Annotated in this window: 20 protein-coding genes, 2 tRNA genes and 1 pseudogene; 14 read left to right on the top strand and 9 right to left on the bottom strand. The window is 70.7% G+C overall.

All coding sequences use genetic code 11. The features are described from left to right. From VF092_24400 to VF092_24450, 11 genes are all read left to right on the top strand, one after another. On the top strand, positions 1-957 hold a 957-nt coding region (locus VF092_24400; protein HEX6750455.1), incomplete at its 5' end, for an inositol-3-phosphate synthase. A gap of 520 nt (positions 958-1,477) precedes the next feature. Then, the gene (locus VF092_24405) at positions 1,478-2,122 is read left to right on the top strand and encodes a YigZ family protein (protein HEX6750456.1); all 645 of its coding nucleotides are present in this window, start codon (positions 1,478-1,480) and stop codon (positions 2,120-2,122) included. A gap of 150 nt (positions 2,123-2,272) precedes the next feature. Next, positions 2,273-2,656, top strand: coding sequence for a Minf_1886 family protein (locus tag VF092_24410; GenBank protein ID HEX6750457.1), 384 nt, complete (start codon positions 2,273-2,275; stop codon positions 2,654-2,656). 140 nt (positions 2,657-2,796) lie between these two features. Next, positions 2,797-2,994, top strand: a complete 198-nt coding sequence (locus tag VF092_24415) for a hypothetical protein (GenBank protein HEX6750458.1) — start codon at positions 2,797-2,799, stop codon at positions 2,992-2,994. Between the two features lie 148 nt (positions 2,995-3,142). Then, complete coding sequence (locus VF092_24420) at positions 3,143-4,639, top strand: NAD(P)H-hydrate dehydratase (GenBank protein HEX6750459.1); 1,497 nt, start codon at positions 3,143-3,145, stop codon at positions 4,637-4,639. Between the two features lie 372 nt (positions 4,640-5,011). Beyond that, complete coding sequence (gene eno / locus VF092_24425; protein HEX6750460.1) at positions 5,012-6,289, top strand: phosphopyruvate hydratase; 1,278 nt, start codon at positions 5,012-5,014, stop codon at positions 6,287-6,289. Continuing rightward, positions 6,280-6,606, top strand: coding sequence for a septum formation initiator family protein (locus tag VF092_24430; protein ID HEX6750461.1), 327 nt, complete (start codon positions 6,280-6,282; stop codon positions 6,604-6,606). Before eno ends, VF092_24430 begins: the two co-directional genes overlap by 10 nt. A gap of 38 nt (positions 6,607-6,644) precedes the next feature. Next, a tRNA-Met gene (locus VF092_24435) sits at positions 6,645-6,718 on the top strand. A gap of 38 nt (positions 6,719-6,756) precedes the next feature. Further along, positions 6,757-6,830: transfer RNA gene (locus tag VF092_24440), tRNA-Met, on the top strand. Between the two features lie 278 nt (positions 6,831-7,108). Further along, a complete protein-coding gene (locus VF092_24445) occupies positions 7,109-7,438 on the top strand; it encodes a helix-turn-helix domain-containing protein (GenBank protein HEX6750462.1) in 330 nt (109 codons plus the stop codon). After that, the gene (locus VF092_24450; GenBank protein HEX6750463.1) at positions 7,429-7,914 is read left to right on the top strand and encodes an SRPBCC domain-containing protein; all 486 of its coding nucleotides are present in this window, start codon (positions 7,429-7,431) and stop codon (positions 7,912-7,914) included. The genes VF092_24445 and VF092_24450 overlap by 10 nt, the downstream gene beginning before the upstream one ends. Here VF092_24450 and VF092_24455 read toward each other — a convergent pair. Further along, positions 7,907-8,333, bottom strand: a pseudogene (locus tag VF092_24455) (DUF427 domain-containing protein). The gene VF092_24450 and the pseudogene VF092_24455 overlap by 8 nt on opposite strands. A 669-nt stretch (positions 8,334-9,002) precedes the next feature. Here VF092_24455 and VF092_24460 point away from each other — a divergent pair. Continuing rightward, on the top strand, positions 9,003-9,278 hold the full coding sequence (locus tag VF092_24460; protein HEX6750464.1) for a hypothetical protein: 276 nt from the start codon (positions 9,003-9,005) through the stop codon (positions 9,276-9,278). Between the two features lie 83 nt (positions 9,279-9,361). Here the strand turns inward: VF092_24460 and VF092_24465 are convergent, their stop codons facing one another. From VF092_24465 to VF092_24490, 6 genes are all read right to left on the bottom strand, one after another. Continuing rightward, positions 9,362-10,879, bottom strand: coding sequence for a Do family serine endopeptidase (locus VF092_24465; GenBank protein HEX6750465.1), 1,518 nt, complete (start codon positions 10,877-10,879; stop codon positions 9,362-9,364). A gap of 520 nt (positions 10,880-11,399) precedes the next feature. Continuing rightward, a complete protein-coding gene (dnaK, locus tag VF092_24470; GenBank protein HEX6750466.1) occupies positions 11,400-13,358 on the bottom strand; it encodes a molecular chaperone DnaK in 1,959 nt (652 codons plus the stop codon). 354 nt (positions 13,359-13,712) lie between these two features. Continuing rightward, complete coding sequence (locus VF092_24475) at positions 13,713-14,108, bottom strand: hypothetical protein (GenBank protein HEX6750467.1); 396 nt, start codon at positions 14,106-14,108, stop codon at positions 13,713-13,715. Further along, entirely contained in the window at positions 14,101-16,020 is a 1,920-nt protein-coding gene (locus tag VF092_24480) for a CheR family methyltransferase (GenBank protein ID HEX6750468.1), read from the bottom strand. The genes VF092_24475 and VF092_24480 overlap by 8 nt, the downstream gene beginning before the upstream one ends. A 4-nt stretch (positions 16,021-16,024) precedes the next feature. Further along, a complete protein-coding gene (locus tag VF092_24485) occupies positions 16,025-16,621 on the bottom strand; it encodes a chemotaxis protein CheB (protein ID HEX6750469.1) in 597 nt (198 codons plus the stop codon). A gap of 3 nt (positions 16,622-16,624) precedes the next feature. After that, a complete protein-coding gene (locus VF092_24490) occupies positions 16,625-16,963 on the bottom strand; it encodes a hypothetical protein (GenBank protein HEX6750470.1) in 339 nt (112 codons plus the stop codon). Positions 16,964-17,157: 194 nt separating this feature from the next. Between VF092_24490 and VF092_24495 the strand changes: the two genes are divergently transcribed. Next, a complete protein-coding gene (locus VF092_24495) occupies positions 17,158-18,195 on the top strand; it encodes a chemotaxis protein CheB (GenBank protein ID HEX6750471.1) in 1,038 nt (345 codons plus the stop codon). 168 nt (positions 18,196-18,363) lie between these two features. On the opposite strand, the gene VF092_24500 is transcribed toward VF092_24495, so the two are convergent. Next, entirely contained in the window at positions 18,364-19,731 is a 1,368-nt protein-coding gene (locus VF092_24500; GenBank protein ID HEX6750472.1) for a sigma-54 dependent transcriptional regulator, read from the bottom strand. Further along, positions 19,728-21,425: an ATP-binding protein gene (locus VF092_24505; protein ID HEX6750473.1), complete on the bottom strand. Its 1,698-nt coding sequence runs from the start codon at positions 21,423-21,425 to the stop codon at positions 19,728-19,730. Before VF092_24505 ends, VF092_24500 begins: the two co-directional genes overlap by 4 nt. A 379-nt stretch (positions 21,426-21,804) precedes the next feature. Here VF092_24505 and VF092_24510 point away from each other — a divergent pair, with 379 nt between their 5' ends. Continuing rightward, the gene (locus VF092_24510) at positions 21,805-22,596 is read left to right on the top strand and encodes an SDR family oxidoreductase (GenBank protein HEX6750474.1); all 792 of its coding nucleotides are present in this window, start codon (positions 21,805-21,807) and stop codon (positions 22,594-22,596) included. Positions 22,597-22,983 lie beyond the last annotated feature (387 nt).

Here is a 22,983-nt window from a genome sequence, read left to right on the forward strand (position 1 = left end):
GAGGGGATCAACGTCAAGCCCGGCACCAGCAAGCGCGCCTGGGCCGACGCGCTGCGCGAGGACATCCGCCGCTTCAAGCAGGAGAAGGGGTGCGACCGGCTGGTGATGGTGTGGTGCGGCAGCACCGAGGTGTACATCAAGCCCGGCGCCGCGCACGCGAGCACCGAGGCCTTCGAGGCCGCGCTGGATGCCGACGACGACTCGATCGCGCCCAGCATGCTGTACGCGTACGCGGCGATCATGGAGGGTGTCCCCTACGCCAACGGCGCGCCCAACCTGTCGGTCGACTTCCCGGCCTTGGTGAAGCTGGCCGAGGAGCGCGGCGTGCCGATCGCCGGCAAGGACTTCAAGACCGGGCAGACGCTGATCAAGACGATCATCGCCCCCGGCCTGAAGGCGCGCATGCTGGGCCTCGACGGCTGGTTCAGCACCAACATCCTCGGCAACCGCGACGGCGAGGTGCTGGACGACCCGGAGAGCTTCAAGACGAAGGAAGAGTCGAAGCTCTCGGTGCTGGAGCACATCCTCCAGCCGGCGGCGTACCCGGACCTGTACAAGAACTTCTACCACAAGGTCCGCATCAACTACTACCCGCCGCGCGGCGACGCGAAGGAGGGGTGGGACAACATCGACATCCGCGGGTGGCTGGACTACCCGATGCAGATCAAGGTCGATTTCCTCTGCCGCGACAGCATCCTGGCCGCGCCGATCGTGCTCGACCTGGCGCTTTTCCTCGACCTCGCGCAGCGTTCGAGTCTTGGGGGGATCCAGGAGTGGCTCTCGTTCTACCTGAAGAGCCCGATGGCGGCCGAGGGGCTGTATCCCGAGCATGACCTGTTCATCCAGCAGATGAAGCTGAAGAACACGCTGCGCTGGCTGATGGGCGAGGAGCAGATCACCCACCTGGGCCTCGACTACTACCTCGAGGAGGCCGAGGCGCACGCGGGGATGCTGTAAGTGCCAAGTGCCCAGTGCCCAGTGCCAAGTGCCAAGTAGGAAGTGCTGAGTGCTGAGTGCTGAGTGCTGAGTGCTGAGTGCTGAGTGCTGAGTGCTGAGTGCTGAGTGCTGAGGAGATGGCCCTGCTTGCCGAGCGGCGAGCGGGGCCGTCTCTTTTGCGCTCGGTGCCGGCGCTGCGCCCTCTCCCTGGCGCTTCGCGCCTGTCCCTCCCCCAAAACCGACTGGGGGAGGGACCTGGGCTCGCTTCGCTCGCGGCTACTCAGCGCGGCCGCAGATTTCAGTTTTCTCCCCTCCCCTGCGCAGCGGGGGAGGGGCCGGGGGAGGGGGCCTGCCCGCGGCCGCGCGAATCCCCGCCGCCAGCGCGAATCTCCTCACCCCTACCTCTCCCGGTACGGGAGAGGTGGCGAGCCTAAGCGAGCCGGAGAGGGCGCGATGCCGAGGCGCGCTACGGTGCTCGCCTGACGTCGAGGGCTCCCGCTGCGCTATCCTGATCCTCATCTCCCGATACTCCACACCACCCGTGCCCCCCGACGACTTCCTCACCCTCGCGGCGCCCGCGGAGGCGCAGACGCGCGTGAAGGCGTCCGTCTTCCTCGCCTACGCGGCGCCCGTGGCGAGCGAGGAGGAGGCGCGCGCCGTCCTCGCCGCGCGCGAGAAGGCGATGTGGGACGCCACGCACCACTGCTCCGCGTGGCGCCTGCGCGGCGGCGTGTCGCGCGCGAACGACGCGGGCGAGCCGTCGGGGAGCGCGGGCGCGCCGATCCTCGCCGCGATTGAGGGCGCGGGGCTGGTCGACGCGATCGTCGTCGTGACGCGCTGGTACGGGGGGACGAAGCTGGGGGTGGGCGGGCTGATGCGCGCCTACGGGGAGGCCGCGGCGCTGGCGCTGGAGGCCGCGCCGCGGCGCGTGGGAACGGCTGCCGTGCGGCTGCGCGTGGCCTATCCCTACGCGCACACGGCGGCGGTGATGCGCGTGCTGGAGCGCGCCGGCGCCGCGGAGGTGGAGCACGGCTACGCGGAGTCGGGGGATTCGGGGATCGCGGAGTTCAGCGTTCCCGCGTCGGCCGAGGCGTTCGTGCGCGACGAGCTGCGCGAATCCACCGCGGGGGCGCTGGCGCCGGAGCGCGTGGGCGGGCGCGTGCTGTACCGGAACGCGGATTCGTGATCGGCGTATTCAGGGACACACGCGCCGCGGCACCGCCGCCGCGGGCGCGTTTTCTTCCGGCGCGACGCGCCGTTTCCCAGTCCGCACCGCCGCCCGCCGCAACCCGCGCGGCAGAGCTGTTCCCCGAGGTCGAAGCGCATGGATGGAGCCGTGTTAGCCGATCCGATCATGGAGCGCCTGCGCAGGCGCTATCCCATGTATCACGAGACGGCCTACCTCTTCCTCCTGGCCGCCCTCCACTACACCATCCAGCGCCTCGGCGAGGCGCGCCACATCTCGGGCCGCGAGCTGGCCGAGGGGTGCCGCGACCTGGCGCTGGAGCGCTACGGCCCCATGGCGCGCAGCGTGCTGGAATACTGGGGGATCCGCGGCACCCGCGACTTCGGCGAGATCGTGTTCGCGCTGGTGGAGCTGGGGATCCTGGTGAAGCAGGACAACGACTCGCTCGACGACTTCGACGGCGTGTTCTGCTTCTCCGACGCCTTCGAGCAGAACTACCCCTGGGCCTGCCCGCCCCGCATCGAAGAAGCCTGATCTCCATCTCCCTCCATCACCTCCGTACGCAATCGGCTCTCGTTGGAACACGCTTTGCGGCGACTTGCTCGTTTGTCCGAAGTGTGGGGGGCGTGAGGGCACGCCCGGGGCAGTGCTGACCGAAGAGGGGAGGGGACGCCATGCCGGACGAACGTGAGTTTCCGCAGTGCCTGAAGTGCAACCAGGGAATCCTGGTCCCGCTTTCCGACTACGGGCGCGACGGGGCGCCCATCACCTACAAGGCCTGGGTCTGCACCAATCCCGAGTGCGGGTTCAACATCCGCATCGACAACGGCGAGATCAGCTACGGCCGCACCATCGGGCAGAGCTTCAAGTAGCGCCGTAGCCCGCAGCCGACCCTGACCGGCAGTGCCCACGGCGGACCCTCCGCCGTGGGCCTCGCGCTTCCGGACCCGCCGCATCATGCCGAACCGGCACTCTTTTCCTCGTCACCGCCCCGCGTTCTTCGCGCGCGAGACCGTTCCCGTGCTCACCGCCGACGAGATGCGCGCGTGGGACCGCCACGCCATCGACGAGGCCGGCGTTCCCGAGCGGGTGCTGATGGAAAGCGCCGGCCGTGGCGTCGCCTCCGTCATCCAGCGTCTCCACCCCGACGGCCGCGTGCTCGTCCTCTGCGGCAGCGGCAACAACGGGGGAGACGGGCTCGTCGCCGCGCGGACGCTCGGCGCGTGGGGCCGCGACGTGCGCGTGATCGCCGCCGGTTCGCGCCCGCCGGAAGACGCGCTGCGGCATGGGTGGGAGATGGAGATCGGTTCGCTCGACGATCTCGACGCGGAGATCGCGGCCGCGGACGTGCTGGTCGACGCGCTGCTGGGGACGGGATCGACGGGCGCCCCGCGCGCGCCGTACAACCGCGTGATCGCCGCGATGAACGGGGCGGGGAAGCCGGTCATCGCCGTCGACGGTCCGTCGGGGATCGACTTCACCACCGGCGCGGCCGCGGGCGAGGTTGTCCATGCGGACGTGACGGTGACGTTCGGCGCGCCCAAGCGGGGGCTGCTCCTCTTCCCCGGACGCCAGCACGCGGGCCGCATCGTCTGCGTGGAGATCGGGTTCGATCCGCTCGCCCGCGGCCACCGCGCGCAGCTCATCACCCCCGCCTGGGCAATGAAGCATCTCCCGCCCGTTCCGCCTGACGCGCACAAGGGGGAGATGGGGCGCGTGGTGATCGTGGCCGGGCGGGAGGGGATGGCCGGCGCGTCCGTGCTCGCGGGGATGGGCGCCCTGCGCGCGGGCGCGGGGATGGCCGTGCTCGTTGCCCCCGAGGCCAACCGCAGGATCATCCAGACGGCGATCCCCGAGGCGCTGTACGAGGACCGCGCCTCCGTCGCCGACGACGTGTTCGCGAAGGCGGACGCCATCGTGGCCGGGCCGGGGATGGGGACCGACGACGAGGCGGCGGAGCTGCTGGGCCGGATCATCGACGTTGCGGACTGCCCGCTCCTTTTCGACGCGGACGCCACCACGCTGCTCGCCACCCACGACCGCCTCGCTGAAGCCGTCCGCCAGCCGCTCCTGCTGACACCGCACCCCGGCGAAGCCTCGCGGCTGCTGGACCGGCCGACGAAGAAGATCACCGCCGATCCGTTCGATGCCGCGCTCGACCTGGCGGACCGATTCGGGTGCGCCGCGCTGCTGAAGGGCGCGCCGTCGCTGGTGGCGTCGGGTGCCGAGCCGGTGCTGGTGAGCGTCGCAGGCCACAGCGGCATCGCCACCGGCGGGATGGGCGACACGCTGAGCGGCGTCACCGGCGCGTTCCTCGCGCTCTGCCGCGATCCGCGCGTGGCCGCGGGGCTGGGATTGTGGTACTGCGGCCGCGCCGCGGAGATCGCCGGCCGCGGCCGCGGCCTCATCCCCCGCGACGTCTCCTCCGCCGTCCCCCAAGCGCTGCTGGAGGCGCCGTCCACCGAGAGCGAGCTCGCCCTCCCCGCGCTGACGCTGGATCTGCACGCGGCGTACTGACGGCGGGGATCGTCGGATGTCGAGGGGACGGGGCGGATAAATCCGCGGCTACAACGACACGAAGTCCGCCTTCGCGGACTACAGGCTTCGGCTCGGACGCGATGTCGGTTCTCGCATCCAGCATCCTCGCGAGGCGGTCCCGATCCTGAGATTCTGTCCCGCGCGCCGAGGGTGCGGTGGCACCATCGGTTGTAGTCCGCGAAGGCGGACTTCGTGTGGTTGTTGCTGCGGATTCATCCGCCCCTCCTTTCCTCATCCGTCTACTTCCGCGCACCTTCTCCGTCGTTGACTTGGGGGGCCGCGAACGGTACGTTCCGCCCGCTTTCCGGCTGCATATATCTCCAACGAACCCAACGCATTCCGGGCAGATACATGGCAACGATCCAGCAGGTCCGCGCCCGCGAGATCCTCGACTCGCGCGGCAATCCCACCGTGGAGGCCGACGTCGTCCTCTCCAGCGGCGCCGTCGGCCGCGCGGCGGTGCCCAGCGGCGCCAGCACCGGCGAGCACGAGGCGGTGGAGCTGCGCGACGGCGACAAGGGGCGCTACCTGGGCAAGGGCGTGCGCAACGCCGTGGCCAACGCCAACGGCGAGATCGCCGACGCGCTGGCCGGCCGCGACGCCTACGACCAGGTGGGGCTGGACCGCGCGATGCTGGAGCTGGACGGCACGCCCAACAAGGGCCGGCTCGGCGCCAACGCCATCCTCGCCGTCTCCCTGGCCGCCGCCCGCGCCGCCGCGGCCGACTGCGGCCTCCCGCTCTACCGCTACCTCGGCGGCCCGCTGGCGAACGTCCTCCCCGTCCCCATGATGAACATCCTGAACGGAGGGGCGCACGCGGCCAACAACGTGGACTTCCAGGAGTTCATGGTGATGCCCGTCGGCGCCACCTCGTTCGGCGAGGGGCTGCGGATGGGGACGGAGATCTTCCATTCGCTCAAGAAGGTCCTGTCGTCGCAGAAGAAGAGCACGTCCGTGGGCGACGAGGGCGGCTTCGCGCCGGACCTGGCGACGAACGAGGAGGCGCTGGAGGTGATCCTCCAGGCCGTGGACCAGGCCGGCTACCGCATGGGCGAGGACATCGTGCTCGCGCTCGACGTGGCCGCGAGCGAGCTGTATCGCGACGGCGCGTACGTCTTCCACAAGAGCACGGGCGAGCGGAAGAGCCCGGCGGAGATGGTGGAGTTCTACCGCGGCTGGACGCAGCGCTATCCCATCCGCTCCATCGAGGACGGGCTGGCCGAGGACGACTGGGACGGGTGGAAGCAGCTCACCGACGCGCTGGGGGAGACGACGCAGCTGGTGGGCGACGACCTGTTCGTCACCAACACCCAGCGACTGGCGCGGGGGATCGAGCAGGGCGTGGCCAACGCCATCCTGGTGAAGGTGAACCAGATCGGCACGCTCACCGAGACGCTCGAGTCGATCGAGATGGCGCGGAAGGCCGGCTACAACGCCGTAATGAGCCACCGCTCGGGCGAGACCGAGGACACCTTCATCGCCGACCTGGCCGTCGCGACCGGCGTGGGGCAGATCAAGACGGGGAGCGCCAGCCGCACCGACCGCGTGGCCAAGTACAACCAGCTCCTGCGCATCGAGGAGGAGCTGGGCGCGGCGGCGCGGTACCCGGGCAGAGGGCTGTGGCGCTGAGGCCGAAGGGCCGGCACCTGCTGGCGGGCGCCGTGCTGGCCGCGGCGCTCTGGTTCGCTGTGTGGGGCGGCGAGTTCAGCGCGTTCGACCTGGCGCGGGTGAAGCGGCAGCGGCAGGCGGCGCAGGATTCGGCCGCCGCCTGGCGCCGCGAGGCCGCCGGCCTTCGCGCCCAGGCGAAGCGGCTGGAGGGCGATCCGGCGACGATCGAGCGTGTCGCCCGCGAGCGCTTCGGGATGATCAAGGAGGGCGAGACGCTGTACCGCTTCGTCCCCGTCGACTCGCCGTCGGCGGGGGCGGAAGAGGGCGCCAAGCCTTGACCCGCGGCGCGGAAATGCTTACATTTGCTGTTCAATGACGCGGGGTGGAGCAGCCTGGTAGCTCGTCGGGCTCATAACCCGAAGGTCGCGGGTTCGAATCCCGCCCCCGCTACTGTCGCGAAGGCCGGTCTTCGGGCCGGCCTTCTGCGTGGCAGGGTAGCTCAGCCGGTTAGAGCGTACGACTCATAATCGTAAGGTCGGGGGTTCGAGTCCCCCCCCTGCTACTACTTACAAGCGAAGGCCCCGCAACGGTTACGTTGCGGGGCCTTTGCTGTGTTCGGGCCCGGTGTCAACCGCAGTGACAGGGGACCTGGCAGTCTTGCGGCGCAATTTGAATTCCCGCTCGCCGGAGAAGTGTCTGGCGGCCCGGCCTCGGGAAGTCCGTACTCACGATAACCACACCGTTTATCCGCCGGTGACGCTATCTCGGCCGTTACCCTTGCGTCCCCGCAGGTCACGGACTATATACAACCGTATGGTTGTAGATCTGGAACCGGCCGAGGTGGACCTGCTCTTCCACGCCCTCTCCGACGCGACCCGGCGCGACATCGTGCGTCGCACCATGGAAGAGTCGTTCTCGGTCTCGACCTTGGCCCGCGACTACCCGATGAGCTTCGCGGCGGTGCAGAAGCACGTCGCCGTCCTGGAGAGGGCGGGACTCGTGACCAAACAACGACGGGGCCGGGAGCACCTGGTGGCGGGCAACGCCGCCGCCCTGCGTGCCGCCCATGACGCCCTGGACCGACTCGAACTGCTCTGGCGTGAGCGCGTCGCCCGGATGGACGACCTGCTCGCCACTGACCCCGACTCCCGGGAGAAGACATGCCGGTAACCAGCGTAACCCAGGACGCCGAGAGGCTGACGATGACCGTCGTCGCCGAGTTCGACGCGGCGCTTCCGCGAGTGTGGCAGCTCTACGCCGACCCTCGTCAGCTCGAGCAGTGGTGGAACCCGCCGGAGTTCCCGCTCACCGTCGTCGAGCACGACCTGTCCGTCGGCGGGTACGTTCGCGCCCAGGTCATTGGTCCGGGCGGCGAGAAGGTCCACGCCTACTGGCGCATCACCGCCGTGGAAGCCCCGCGCAGCATGGCGTGGGAGGACGGCTTCCTGAACGACCAGGGCGAACCCGACCCCAACATGCCGCTCAACACCATGCTGGTTACGCTCTCCGACCGCGCCGGCGGTGGCACCGTCATGACGCTGGTGACCACCTTCGCCTCCGTCGAGAGCATGGAGATGCACGTGGAGATGCCCCTCGAGGCTCAGCTCATCCAGATGGTCGGCCAAGCCGAGGCGCTGCTCAGCTGAACCTGGTCCTGACGCGCTCCTGCAGCTCGCCGTCGAGATAGAGGTCGACCTTCTCGTTGTAGAAGCACGCGATCTTCTGGCACTCCGGCAGCGGCGAGCGGTAGATCCAGACGAAGTCGGAGTACGTCATGTCGCCCACCTGCAGGTCCCAGTAGGTGGCGGTGCCCTGGTAGGGGCACTGCGTCTCCGACGCCGACGGCGTGGTCGAGCTTCACGTCGGTGATCGGCAGGTAGTAGCGCGGCGGCAGCCCCGTCTCGAAGAGGATCCGCGGCTGACGCGACTCCGCGAGGGTCACGCCGCCGACCTCGATCGCACGTCTCCGCCGCATCCAGCTACGGCTGCCCCTCCACGGGCGAGCTCGATTCCTGGCACATCCGCCTCCCGGGATCGCCGAGACGGTCTGCTCGGTCTCCCCCATCCCGGCCAACTACAGAGTCATCTCCTCCGGAAGCGCTACTTATACCAACTCCGGGTGAAGTATTGGTGCGACCCAGCCAATCCCGTGCTGCCGCGATGATAGATCCTTCGGCCTGCAAACGCTTGCACAGACGCTGATTACGGTCTGGCCGGCCTCAGGATGACGTCAGCGTGGGATCGGTGCGAGTGCATCAACTCAATTGCCGGAGTTGATTTACTGTCCCGGATCGGGGTTCAACACCCGAAAGATCCAGCGGGTGTAGCGCGGGCGAGGAAGCGGTCCGCGTGAACGCCCCCGCGCTGCGGCTCTGGCGGGGGCGTTCGTCACGCCGGCATGCCGGATCGTCACTGGCGCGTCATGCGCGTCAAGGGGCCTTCTGGCGCTCGGAGGGCGGTCTTCCTGCAGCATCAGGCTCTGGAACCGGCGATCGGCGCGGGTGATCGCCACCAACGGTGAACCGGCGGGGGTGATTCCACTCCCGCGATCACACCATTTCGTCGCACGCGTGACCCGGCGGTGACGGAGATCGCGTGTTCCGCGTCAAATGTTGCACACCGGACGGAGGGCACGTATCTTCCCGTCGCTTGCCGTGCCGGATCGCCGGGTCCTTCGCCCCAGGAGCGGTGCATGGTCCTCTGCCGGAAGTGCGCGCACACCACACGACTGAGGATGCTCAGCTGCCCGCGCTGCGGCTACGCGCTCCCCTACTGGCGGTCGAAGCGGTGGCGGATGCGCGTGGACCCGGCGGGGGTGACCTCGGGGAAGGAGTGCCCGCGCTGTGGCAGACCGACCAAGCGCCGGCCCTCGCCCGGCTGGGTGAAGCCGATCCGCGCGCTGTCGCTGCACCACTGCAGCTATCGCACGTGCGACGGCTGCGGCTGGCACGGCGTGGCCTTCCACGCCCGCTCCTCGCACCGACGGGCGGAGCGCGCCGCGGAAGGCTGATCTCCGTCGCGAAGAACGAAGAAGCGGGGCCGCCGGTGCATCCGGCGGCCCCGCTTCTTTCTCTCTTCCCGCGTCTCGGGCCGTCAGTCGGGGAGGCGGATGTTCAGGATCGAGCGGGTGGCGCCGGCCTGCACCTGCAGCGAGACGATGTCGCCGGGGCGCTTGCGGGCCATCGCCGCGCGGAAGGCGGCCACGTCGTTCACCGCCTGGCCGTCGACGGCCAGGATGCGCATCTCCTCCTGGATGCCGGCGCGGCTGGCGGGGCCGTACGGCTGCACGCCGGTCACGATCACCCCGCCGTTGCCGGCGTAGCCCTGCCGCCGCGCGATGTCGGGCGTGAGCGGGCCCACGGCCACGCCGAGCTTGCTGGCGCCGTTGTCGGTCGCCGCGGGCTGCGGCGTGCTTGCCGCCACGCGCTGCGACGGGTCGGTCTGCGCTTGGATCAGCGTGACCTTCACCTGCCGGCGGTTGCCGTAGCGGATCACGTCGAGCGTCACCTGGTCGCCCGGGTGGTAGCCGGCGATCACGCGCTGGAACTGGCCCACGCGCTGGATCGGCTTCCCGTCCACCGCCACGATCACGTCGCCCTGGCGCATCCCGGCGCGCTCGGCGGGCGAGCTGGCGGTGAAGTCCTGCGCCACCACCCCCTCGATGCGCTGGAGCCTGTAGACCTCGGCGTCCTCGGGGGTGACCTCGGTGATCTGCACGCCCAGCGCGGGGCGGCGCACCGCGTGGTAGCGGATCAGGTCGTCGGAGATGCGGCGCGCCAGGTCGACCGGCACGGCGAACCCGTATCCCGAGTAATAGCCGGTGCGCGAGGCGATGGCGCTGTTCACGCCGACCACCTCGCCGCGGAGGTTGACGAGCGGGCCGCCCGAGTTGCCGGGGTTGATGGGCGCGTCGGTCTGGATGAAGTCCTCGATGGCCCAGCGGCTCCCCGAGGTCTGGCCGATGATCCCCAGCCCCCGCCCCTTGGCGCTGATGATCCCCGAGGTGACGGTGGTCCCCAGGTCCAGCGGGTTGCCGATGGCCAGCACCCACTCGCCGATGCGGGCGGTCTCGGAGCTCCCCAGGCGCACGGTGGGAAGGCCGCGCGCGTCGACCTTGATCACCGCGATGTCGGTCAGCGGGTCGCGGCCCACCACGGTGGCGCGCAGGTGCCGGTTGTCCTGCAGCACCACGTCGATCTTGTCGGCGTCGGCCACCACGTGGTTGTTGGTCAGGATGTAGCCGTCGGCCGAGATGATGAAGCCCGAGCCGCGGCCCTCCTGCGGCGCGTTCTGGTCGGGCATGCGGAACTGCGGGAACATGCGCCGGAAGTCGTCGGCCTCCGGCCCCTCCTCGCCGCCATCGCCGCCGCCGCGCGGGCGCCGCTCGGTGTCGATGGAGACCACCGCGGGCGTGACGCTCTCGGCGATGGAGATGAAGGCGTCGCTGAGGTCGGCCACCGGCTTGACGTCGGTGCGGCTGGGGGCCTGCTGCAGCACGGCGGCGTGGCCGCCGGCGGTCAGGTCCAGCCCCGAGGCCAGCAGCACCCCGCCGGTAAAGGCAACGGCGGTGGCGGCGATCAGCGTAATCCTGGTGCGCACTGGATCGGGCATGGGGGTGTGATTCGGGTTGTGCGGGATGGGTGATGCTAATCCTCCACCCATAAAAGTGCCTGCGCGGCAGCGACTTCGGTAGGGGGTCGGATTAGATGGGGATTAGCCGCCCCGGGAGATCCGGCTTCCGTGCGGCCCGCCGCCATGAGACCCTCACCCGAAAAAGTGAAGAGCCGAGACAAAACTGCCGTCTCGGCTCTTCACTTTTTCGACCTCTCCCGACAGCAGGAGAGGTGAACAGCAACTGCAACTCAGCGCGGCGAGCCTCATTGGGGACGATATGCCACCCGCGACGGATCAACTCTTCGCGCTGAGTTCTCCCCTCCCCTGCGCAGCGGGGGAGGGGCCGGGGGAGGGGGCCAGCCGCGGCGGCACGAATCCCAGTCTTTCGCAACGCGGCCGCCCCAGCGCTGAGTTTCTCCTTCCGTGGTTTCGGAGGACACGAAAAACGGCCCCGCCTCCGGAACCCGGAGGCGGGGCCGTTCCCCCATCCGTCGACCGACGCGGACCGCGGCGGCGGCTACTTGTTGTCGTCCACGATCTCGTAGTCGGCCTCGACCACGTCGTCCTGGGCGCGGCCGCCGGCCTGCGCGGTGGCGTCGCCCTCGAAGCCCGCGCCCGCGGTGGCGCCGCCGGTGAAGCCGGCGTCGGCGCCGCCCGCGTCCGCCTGCTGCTGCGACGCGTAGATCTGCGCGCCGGCCGAGCTGTAGGCCTGCTGCAGCGCCTCGGTGGCGCTGCGCACCTCGCCCACGTCGTCCTGCTTCAGCGCCTTGCGCGCGCGCTCCAGCGCCTCGTCGAGCGCGGTGCGGGTGGACTGGTCGAGCTTCTCCTCCCACTCCTTCTTGTTCTTCTCCACCTCGTAGACCATCGAGTCCAGCCGGTTGCGCGCCTCCACCTGCTCGCGGCGCTGCTTGTCCTCGCCGGCGTGGCTCTCGGCGTCCTTCACCATCCGGTCGATCTCCGAGTCCGACAGCCCGCTGCTGGCCTCGATGCGGATCTTCTGCTCCTTGCCGGTGGCCCGGTCCTTGGCGGAGACGTGCAGGATGCCGTTGGCGTCGATGTCGAACGTCACCTCCACCTGCGGCATGCCGCGCGGCGCCGGCGGGATGCCGGTGAGCTGGAACTTGCCGATGGTCTTGTTATACATCGCCAGCTCGCGCTCGCCCTGCAGCACGTGGATCTCCACCGTGGTCTGGTTGTCCTCGGCGGTCGAGAACACCTCGCTCTTCTTGGTGGGGATGGTGGTGTTGCGCTCGATCAGCTTGGTGAACACGCCGCCCAGCGTCTCGATCCCCAGCGACAGCGGGGTCACGTCCAGCAGCAGCACGTCCTTCACGTCGCCGGCCAGCACGCCGCCCTGGATGGCCGCGCCCACGGCCACCACCTCGTCGGGGTTCACGCCGCGGTGCGGGTCCTTGCCGAAGAAGGCCTTCACCACCTCCTGGATCTTGGGGATGCGGGTGCTGCCGCCCACCAGGATCACCTCGTCGATGTCGCCCGGCTTGAGCCCCGCGTCGTCGAGCGCCTTCTGCATGGGCGGGATGGTGCGCTGCACCAGGTCGTCCACCAGCTGCTCGAACTTGGCGCGGGTCAGCGTCACGTTCAGGTGCTTGGGCCCCTCCTGCGTGGCGGTGATGAAGGGAAGGTTGATGTCGGTCGACGCGGTGGTCGACAGCTCCATCTTGGCCTTCTCCGCCGCCTCCTTCAGGCGCTGCAGCGCCATGGGGTCCTTGGAGAGGTCGATCCCCTGGTCCTTCTTGAACTCGTCCACCAGCCACTCGATCACGCGCTGGTCGAAGTCGTCGCCGCCCAGGTGGGTGTCGCCGTTGGTGGCCTTCACCTCGAAGACGCCCTCGCCCAGCTCCAGGATGGAGATGTCGTAGGTGCCGCCGCCCAGGTCGTACACGGCGATCTTCTCGTCCTTCTTCTTGTCGAGCCCGTAGGCCAGCGCGGCCGCGGTGGGCTCGTTGATGATGCGCAGCACCTCGAGCCCGGCGATCTTGCCGGCGTCCTTGGTGGCCTGCCGCTGCGCGTCGTTGAAGTAGGCCGGCACGGTGATGACCGCCTGGGTCACCGTCTGCCCCAGGTAGTCCTCGGCGGTCTGCTTCATCTTCTGCAGGATCATCGCCGAGATCTCGGGCGGGCTGAACGCCTTGTCGCCCGCGTTGGGCACCTTCACCATCGCCAGCCCGTTGGGGCCGGAGATGACCTCGTAGGGAACGATCTTCTCCTCGCTCTTCACCTCGGACTCCTTGCGTCCCATGAAGCGCTTGATGGAGAAGATGGTGTTCTTGGGGTTGGTGATGGCCTGGCGGCGGGCCACCTGGCCCACCAGGCGCTCGCCGTCCTTGGTGAACGCCACCACCGACGGGGTGGTGCGCCCGCCCTCGGCGTTGGGGATGACGACCGGGTCGCCGCCCTCCATGACGGCGACCACGGAGTTCGTGGTCCCCAGGTCGATCCCAATGACCTTGGCCATGGGTGCTCCTTCTTTCGGATGATCGAGAATCGTTGCTCAGGACACGCCCGCGCGGGTTGGTCGCGGTGCGCGGGCGTGCTATGCCGGAGTGGAGAAGAGCAACGCATATGCCAAGTGTTTGTGCCCGTTTTCCTGCGATTCCGACAGCAATTCCACCCTCGTCCCGCCATTTCGGCGGTGCCTGTCACCGGGTCCCGATGCGACGAGCGGCGCCCCTCCCGGAGCGCCTCTCGTCTTCATCCCCCAGCCATCCCCGGACCTCACGCGGAGACGCGGAGACGCGGAGGTGCTCGTCCGCTCCTCCGCGTCTCCGCGCCTCCGCGTGAGAATCTCCCGTTCTTCGCGAACGAGGGATCAGGTGCCGGATCCGTCGCCAGGCGAGGTGCGGCCGCGGAATCCCTTGAGGAGCCGCTCGATCTCCTGCCGCAGGGCGAGGTCGGCCTCGGCGTGGGCGCGCGCCTCGTCGGCGTAGTGGCGCGCCGCCTCGGCGTACTGGCGGGCGCGCTCGGCCTCGCGGCGGGCCGTCTCGGCGATCACCCGCAGCTCCTCCGCGGCGATGCGCGCCGACTCGCCCTCCTCGCGCGAGTGCTCGCTCTCGACGCGCCTCTTCTCGGCGGCCTCGCGCTCTTCCTCGCGGTGCACGCGCTCGACCTCGGCCGAGGTGCGCACCTGTTCGGCGATCTCGCGCTGCTGGTCGCGCGCGTCCGGGCCCGGCTGCGCCGCCACGCGCCTGCGCGCCGGGTCAGCCATCGCCGCTTCCCCCGTCGACCGCCGCCCCGGCGGGCGCCCCGCCATCGCCCGCGGACGGCACGACGCCGTCGCGCCACTCCTCCATCACCAGCACGGCGCCGCGGATCTCGCGGTCGCCGCCCAGGAAGGGGGTGGCCGCCACCCGGCAGCGGATGGGGCGGCCGCGGCGGTTCACCGCGTCGAGCACCAGCTCCTCGTACTCGCTCTTCCCCTCGATGCAGGCACGGATCGGCCCCTTCAGCCGCTCCACGGGAAGGCCGATGTCGAGGTTCTGGAAGGCGTGCCCGTCGACCTCGTCGGCCCTGAGCCCCCACAGGTCCTCGGCCTTGCGGTTCCACACGCGGATGTCGAGCTGCCGGTCGAGCACCACCACCGCGGCGCGCAGCGAGGTGAGGATGGAGGCCATGTACGCGTTGACGTTGTTCAGCTCGCCGGTGCGGCGGTTGAGCTCGTCGTTGATGGTCTCCAGCTCCTCGTTGGTGGACTGGAGCTCCTCGTTCATGGTCTCCAGCTCCTCGTTGGTCGACTGGAGCTCCTCGTTGGTGGTCTCCAGCTCCTCGATGGTGCTCTGCAGCTCCTCGTTGGTGGTCTCGAGCTCCTCGTTGGTGCTCTGCAGCTCCTCGAAGGCGGTCTCGAGCTCCTGGTTGGTCTCCTGCAGCTCGGCCTGCAGCCGCTGGTAGCCGGTGACGTCGACGAAGGCGATGCTCACCCCCAGCGGCTCGCGGTCGTCGCCCGCCAGCGGCGCCACGTGCACGTCGAAGTGGTGCAGCTCGCCGTCGGGAAGCGGGTACTCCACGTTGTTCAGCACCACCGGCCGGCGGTCGGACTGCACCTGCTCGATGCGCGAGCGCAGCTCCACCGGGCGGTACGACACGGTGAGGTCCTGCAGCGGCCGCCCCTCGTCTTCGGTTCCCAGCCCGAACAGCGCGCGTGCGTTCGCGTTGGCCAGCGCCACCGCGCCGCGCGCGTCGACCACGATCTGCGCCGCGGGATGGGCGTCGAGCGCGGCGGCGCGCAGGTGAAGGGCGCGCGTCAGCCTCTCGTTCCCGTCGTTGCGAGCCGCCTGGCCCATCAGCAGCAGCCGCTCGCGGAAGTTGGTGCGGGGGACCTTGGCGAAGAGCCGCGCCTTCAGGTTCAGCGGGGTGAAGAGCGCCGCGTGGCTGCGCAGCATCTCGGCCTTCCCCAGGAAGAGCAGGCCGCCGTCGTTCAGCGCGAAGTGGAAGCGGTTGACGATGCGCGTCTGGATCTCGGCGGTGAAGTACATCAGCGTGTTGCGCGACACCAGCAGGTCCAGGTGGCTGATGGGCGCGTCGCGCACCAGGTCGTGCCGGCCGAAGATCACCAGCCGCCGCAGGTCGGCGCGGAAGGCGTAGCCGTCGCCGGAAGGCTCGAAGTACCGGGCCCGCAGGTCGGGCGGCACCGCCTCGAGGACGCGCGGCGCGTAGGTGGCCACCCGCGCCTGCGCCAGCGCCTCGTCGTCGGCGTCGGTGGCGTAGATCTTCACCTGGTCGCGGAAGCGGTCCAGCCCCAGCGCCTCGGCCAGCACGATGGCCAGCGTGTAGGTCTCCTCGCCGCTGGCGCACCCGGCGCTCCACACGCGGAAGGGCTCGCTGGGGCGCTTGCGGGCGATCAGCGCCGGCAGGTGCTCGCGCACCAGCACGTCCCACGCCTCGGGGTCGCGGAAGAAGCCGGTGACGTTGATGAGGATGGTGTTGAAGAGCGCGGTGAACTCTTCGGGGTGCGCCTCGAGGTAGGTGCGGTACGCGGCGTAGTCGTCCACGCCCACCTCGCCCATGCGCTTGCGCACGCGGCGGCCCAGGGTGGAGCGCTTGTAGCCGGTGAAGTCGAACCCGCGGTCGTCGCGCAGGAACTCGAGCAGCGCCTCGAAGGCTTCGTCGGAGGACCGCGTCATGGCGTCAGGTCGGGACGGTGACGAGGGTGGACAGGAGCCGCGCCATGGCCCGGGGGGGCAGCACGTGCGCCACGCCGCCGGTGGCGATGGCGGCGGCGGGCATCCCGTAGTACCCGGCGGTGGCGGCGTCCTGCGCCAGCACCGTGCCGCCGCCGTCGGCCACCGCCCGCACGCCGCGCGAGCCGTCCATGCCCATCCCGCTCAGCACCGCGGCCACGGCGCGCCGTCCGCAGTAGTCGGCCAGCGAGGCGAAGAGCGGGTCGGCCGAGGGGCGGGTGTGGTGCTCGGGCGGCGTGTCGGCCAGCGCCAGCCGGCCGTCGGCACCGACCACCAGGTGGCGGTCGGGCGGGGCCACGTACACGTGCCCGCTCTGCGGCGCCTCTCCCGCGGCGGCCTGTGTCACCGGGAGCGCCGACGAGCGCGCCAGGACCTCGGCCAGGTGGCTGATGCGGTGGGGCTCGATGTGCAGCACCACCAGCACCGCGCCGGGAAAGTCGTCGGGGAGCTCGCGCAGCAGTTCGGAAAGCGCGGGAATCCCCCCCGCCGAGGCGGCGACCGCCACCAGCGGCGGCGAGGGCGGGGAGGGAGCGGGGGCGGACATGGTTCAGTGGCGCAGCCGCGGCGGCGTACGAGTGCTGTACGGCGCAATATCCGCGCGCCGCTCATGCGGTGTCAACCTGCGGCGCGGGCGGCGCGGCGATGGCATTCGGTCCGCCCCCCCCCCCCCGTGCTGGAGCAGGTGCAGCTCCCGGCGCGCTTCGGCCAGCAGCCACGCACGATACGCCACCTGCCGGCGGGCCACCCAGAGCGCGACCCGCACCTGCTCGCGGAGCGCTGCCGCCTCCATGCGCGCGATGGCGCCGCGGCCGCGCCAGATCTCCTGCGTGACTCTCGCCTGCTCCAGCGCGGCGGGCGAGGTGTCGTGCTCGTCTGCGGCGTTCATTCGTAGACCTGTGCAGGGTTGGGGAGGACGCTGGGATCTACTCCGCTTCCTTGCAATTCGGTGTCCAGCCGGTCAGGTGGGAACCCACCGCTGGTGCGCCTGCGGGCGTGGAACCCCGGCGGCGCGCACGCGACTTGCCGCAATTCTCACCTTCCGGGGGGGCCCGGCAAGGGGAGACGGGAAGCGGAGGGCGCGTGGAGAATCGGGACATCGTGGTGATCGGCGCGTCCGCGGGCGGCGTCGAGGCGCTGAAGCACATCGCCTCGGTGCTTCCCGCGGACTTCCCGGCCAGCGTGTTCGCGGTGGTGCACTTCCCCTCCTACGTCACCAGCAGCCTTCCCGAGATCCTGGCCCGCGCGGGGAAGCTGGAGGCGAAGCATCCCGGCGAGGACGAGGAGATCCGCCGCGGCACCATCTACCTGGCCCCGCCCGACCGCCACCTGCTGATCGACCGCGACGGCACCATCCGCCTGTCGCGCGGGCCGCGCGAGAACGGGCACCGGCCGGCGGCGGACCCGCTCTTCCGCAGCGCGGCGCGCGCGTTCGGCCGCCGGGTGATCGGCGTCGTCCTCACGGGAAACCTGGACGACGGCACCGCGGGGCTGGCCGCGGTGCGCAGGCGGGGGGGATGCACGGTGGTGCAGGACCCGGCCGACGCCGCCCACCCGGGGATGCCCAGCAGCGCGCTGGCCAACGTGCGCATCGACTTTTCCGTGCCGCTGGCGGAGATCCCCGCGCTGCTGCAGCGGCTGGTGTCGGAGCCGCTCCCCCCGCCCGAGGAGGAGGGGCGCGAGGACGAGCTGGACTTCGAGGCCGACGTGGCCGAGATGGAGCCGTACGCGCTCCACGCCGACCGGCGCCCCGGGCGGCCCAGCCCGTTCAGCTGCCCCGAGTGCCACGGCGTGCTGTGGGAGATCCACGACGGCGAGCTGGTGCGCTTCCGCTGCCGCGTGGGGCACGCGTTCGGCCCCGAGACGCTGCTGGCCGAGCAGAGCAGCGAGGTGGAGACGGCGCTGTGGACGGCGTTCCAGGCGCTGAAGGAGAAGGCGGCGTTCGCGCGGAAGATGGCCCGGAAGATGGAGGTCCGCGGCAACATGTACTCGCGCGGGCGCTTCATGGAGCAGGCGGCCGAGGCCGACCAGCGCGCCGCGGTGATCCGCGAGGTGCTGCGCGGCGGGCAGAAGCAGGCGATCCCCGAGCAGGTGGCGGCCGCGGGGGAAGGGATGGACTAGGAGTGCTGAGTGCGGGTTCGATCGGATCCGCGAGCTTCTGTTCTCCCCCGAATCTCCAATTGGAAGGCTCACGCAGAGTCAGCAGGGTCAGCAGAGAAACTGAAGCTGTTCTCTGCTGACCCTGCTGACTCTGCGTGAGCCCTCTTCTTTTGTCAGTTACTCAGTCCGTCACCCCGCGCTCTCCATCCCGTAGCGCAGGAGCTTGCGGTAGAGCGTCGACGGGTCGATCCCCAGCACCTCGGCGGCGCGCGTCTTGTTGCCGCCCTCGCTCTGCAGCACCCAGTGGATGTACGCGCGCTCGATGATCTCCAGCGTGGGGTTGGGCGGGAGCGAGGCCTGCACCAGCGGCTGCGGCGCCCGCTCGGTGATGCGGACGGGAAGCGACTGCGGCTGGATCTCCTCGCCCGGGCTCATCACCGCCGCGCGCTCCAGCGCGTTCTCCAGTTCGCGCACGTTTCCCGGCCAGTCGTACCCCTGCAGCGCCTCCATCATCTCGGCCGAGGGCCGCATCTCGCGCCCGCGGCTGCCGTTGTAGCGCTTGAGGAAGTGCTCCACCAGCAGCGGCACGTCGTCGGCGCGCTCGCGCAGCGGCGGCAGGTGCAGGGTGATCACGTTCAGGCGGTAGAACAGGTCGCTGCGGAAGCCGCCGCGCCGGATCTCCTCCTCCAGGTCGCGGTTCGTCGCGGCGATGATGCGCACGTCGACGGCCAACGGCTCGGTGGCGCCCACCGGGATCACCTCGCGCTCCTGCAGCACGCGCAGGAGCTTGACCTGCGTGGCGGGCGTCATCTCCCCCACCTCGTCGAGGAAGAAGGTCCCTCCTTTCGCCGCGACGAAGAGGCCCTGCTTGTCGCGCACGGCGCCGGTGAACGAGCCGCGCACGTGGCCGAAGAGCTCGCTCTCCAGCAGGTTCTCCGGCAGCGCGCCGCAGTTGATGGAGACGAACGGGCCGTCCGAGCGCGCCGAAAGCTCGTGGATGTAGCGCGCCAGCACCTCCTTCCCCGTTCCCGACTCGCCGGAGATGAGGACGGTGGAGTCGGTGGGCGCCACCGTCTCGGCCAGCTTCAGCACGTCGATGAACTTGCGCGCCTTGCCGATGGGGCGCACCGCGTCGCCGCGGTCGCGGCGGCGGATCTCCGTCTTCAGCGCCTGGTTCTCGCGCTTGAGCTGGCGGCTCTCGATGGCGCGGCGGACGATGGCCAGCAGCTCGTCGTTGGCGAACGGCTTCTGGATGTAGTAGAAGGCGCCCTCGTTGACCGCGCGGATGGCCGTCTGCAGCGAGGCCTGCGCGGTCATCAGGATCACCGGCGTGGTGGCGTCGAGCTCGCGCGCGGCGAGGAGCACCTCGAGCCCGCCCACGTTGGGCATGCGCACGTCGGAGAGGACCACGTCGGGGCGGATCTCGTGCATCCGGTCGATCCCCGCCTGCCCGCCGATGGCCGTCTCCACCGCGAACCCCTCGCGCTTCAGCAGGATGCGCAGGGTGTCGAGGATGGCGGTCTCGTCGTCCACGATCAGGACCTTGGCCTCGCTCACGTCTCCCGTTCCTTCCCGTCTGCGGGCTCGTCCTCCCCGGCCGAAACGGCCACGCCGCCGTTGCGCCACTCGGGAAGGTACAGGGTGAAGGTGGTGCTCCAGCCCCGGCGCGGCTCGTCCACGAACACCGCGCCGCCGTGCGCCTCGGCCGCGCGCTGCACCAGCGCCAGCCCCAGCCCCGTGCCGCCCGGGCGCAGGGTGAAGAAGGGGTCGAACACGTGCTCCGCGTCTTCCTCGGGCACGCCGGGGCCGCTGTCGCTCACGCGGATGCGCACCGCGCGCGTGTACTCCAGCGCGGTGGAGAGAATGTCGCTCTCCACCACGTCGAGCGCCACCTCGGCGGCGCCGCCGGGGCCGGCCCACTGCACCGCGTTCAGCGCCAGGTTCAGCACCGCGCGGTGCAGCAGGTCCTCGTCGCCGCTCACCAGCGCCGCCGCGGCCGACTCGTCCACCTCGAAGCGCAGCTCGCGCCCGTCCGCGTGGGGATGCGTCCGCACCAGGTCCAGCGCGCGCTTCACCAGCCCGCCCACGTGCAGCTCCTCCGATGAGCGCACCTTCACCCGCGCGAAGTCCAGGAACTCGGTCAGCAGGCGCGAAAGGCGGTCGCTCTCGCGGACGACCAGGTCGCGCAGCACCTCGCGGTCCTCGGGGTCCATCCCGTCGCCGGTCAGCTGCTCGGTGGCGCTGCGGATGGAGGCCAGGGGGTTGCGGATCTCGTGCGCCAGCGAGGCGGAGAGGTCGGCGACCGCTTCGAGGCGCTCGGCGCGGCGGCGCAGCGACTCCATCCGCTTGCGCTCGGTGATGTCCTGGAAGATGGCGGTGACCGAGGGCGGATCGCTGCGCTCGAGGACGGTGGTGCTCACGCCCAGCACGGTGCCGTCGTCCTGCTCGGGGGTCTCGTGGCGGCGCACCGGCTCGCGCCGCTCCAGCGTCTCGCCGATCACCTTCCCCAGCCCCGGTGCCAGGCGGTCCAGGTGGGCCAGGACGGGGCGGCCGATCCACGGGTCGAGGTCGGCGGACAGGAGCTCCTCGGCGGCGGGGTTGGCGTAGGCCAGCCTGCCCTCGCCATCGACGGTGAGGATCCCCGTGGCGATCCCCGCCAGCACGTCGTCGGTGTCCAGCCGCAGCCGCTGCAGTTCCGTCTCCACCTCGCCCAGCACCGCGCCGGTCTGCCGCAGCCGGTCGCCCAGGTAGCCGGTGACCAGGGCCACGGTGGTGAACAGCCCGCACTGCAGGAACACGGTGGCGTCCACCGCGTGCGCGCTCAGCGCCACGTCGGTGAAGTAGAGGATGCTGGCCAGCACGCCGATCAGCAGCCCGCCCAGGATCGGCAGCGTGACCGCGGCCTCCACCACGACCAGCACGTACAGCGGCGCGAAGCTGCTCTGCCCGCCGCCCGTGAGATGGACGACGGAGGTGACCAGCAGCGCGTCGAACAGCACCTGGAAGTAGAGGAAGTTGCGCCCCGGCGGCCGCCGCTGCAGGTGCGTCCACCACGCCGAGCCGGTGGTGAACACGGCCGTGGCGACGAGGACGAGCGTGGCGGCGAGCGTGGTCTGCGGGGCCACGTCGCGCCACGTCCACGCGGCGGCCACGAAGATGCCGGCGGCCAGCGCCACGCGGCCGAGATAGAGCCACGACAGGATACGCCGCGGCTCCGGCAGCGTGGAGATGCGCGCCCTCACGCGCCGCATGTCCGGAGCGTGCGGCGTGCGCGCGGGCGCGGACCGCGGCGTGTGGTGGGGATCATCGTGGATCGGATGAGGACGATGCGTAACTCGTTGCGAGGGATAGTCGAGCGCGGACGGCGGGAAGTCAAGGGAAGTGCTGAGTGCGAGAGTGCGAGAGTGCGAGAGTGCGAGAGTGCGAGAGTGCGAGAGTGCGAGAGTGCGCGTGCTGGACTCGCCGCCGCGCTGAGTTCTCCCCTCCCCTGCGCAGCGGGGGAGGGGGCCGGCCTGCGGCCGCGCGAATGTCTGCTGCTCTCAAGTGATGCCCGCTTTCCGCCCCGCCCGCCGCACCCTACCTTCACCCCGGTGATCGTGGGAACGCACATTCGGCAGGAGACGGTGCGGGATGGACCTGGGGATCAGGGAGCGCGTCGCCATCGTGACCGGCGCCAGCATGGGGCTGGGGAAGGCCGTCGCGCGCGAGCTGGCGCGCGAGCGGGCGCGGGTCGTCGTCTCCGCGCGCAACGAGCAGCGCCTGCGCGCCGCCGCCGAGGAGATCCGCCGCGAAACCGGCGCGCAGGTCGTCGCCATCCCCGCCGACATGACGCGGCCGGAGGAGATCCGCGCGCTGGTCGACCAGACGGTGGACCGCTGGGGCACCGTGGAGATCGCGATCGCCAACGCGGGCGGGCCGCCGGGCACGCGCTTCGAGACCACCGCGGCGGAGGACTTCGAGCGCGCCGTGGAGCTCAACCTGATGAGCACCATCCGCCTGGCGCAGGAAACGGTGCCGCACATGAAGGCGCGGCGCTGGGGGCGCTTCATCGCCATCACCTCCGTCTCCGTCAAGCAGCCGCTCCCGGGGCTCATCCTCAGCAACACCGCGCGCGCCGGCGTGGTCGGCTTCGTCAAGACGATGGCCACGGAGATGGCGCCCTTCGGCGTGCTCTGCAACGTGGTGGCGCCGGGCTACACGCGCACCGGCCGCGTCGAGGACCTGGCCGAGGAGCGCGCCCGCAACGAGGAGCGCGAGGTCGACGACGTGCTGGCCGAGATCGGGGGCCACATCCCGCTGGGCCGCATGGGCGAGCCCGAAGAGCTGGCGGCGGTGGTAGCGTTCCTGGCCTCCGCGCGCGCCAGCTACGTCACCGGCACCACCATCCAGGTGGACGGCGGGTTCGTGCAGGGGCTGCTGTGACCGAAGTGCGTGAGTGCGGAAGTGCGAGAGTGCGAGAGTGCGTTGGTCCTGCGCGGGTCCAGCGCACTTCCGCACTTCCGCACTTTCGCACTCACGCACTCACGCACTCACGCACTGCTTTTTCCGGGCGTGTTTGGCGCTGAGACGCCAAAACGGGCTGCGCGCGCGGTAGGGCACGATACAACTGTGCCCAACCGCGCCGGGCCACCGCCGCGCACGGACGTCCTCGCGGAACGCGGCGACGGTGCACGCGCGGCGGCGTCCCGGCCCTCCGGGCGCGCATCCCTCACGCAAGTGCTTGCCCCGCACTGAGTTCTCCCCTCCCCTGCGTAGCGGGGGAGGGGCCGGGGGAGGGGCCGGGGGAGGGGGCCCGCCTGCGGCCACACG

It is taken from the genome of Longimicrobium sp., from assembly GCA_036377595.1.
Taxonomy (GTDB): Bacteria; Gemmatimonadota; Gemmatimonadetes; order Longimicrobiales; family Longimicrobiaceae; genus Longimicrobium.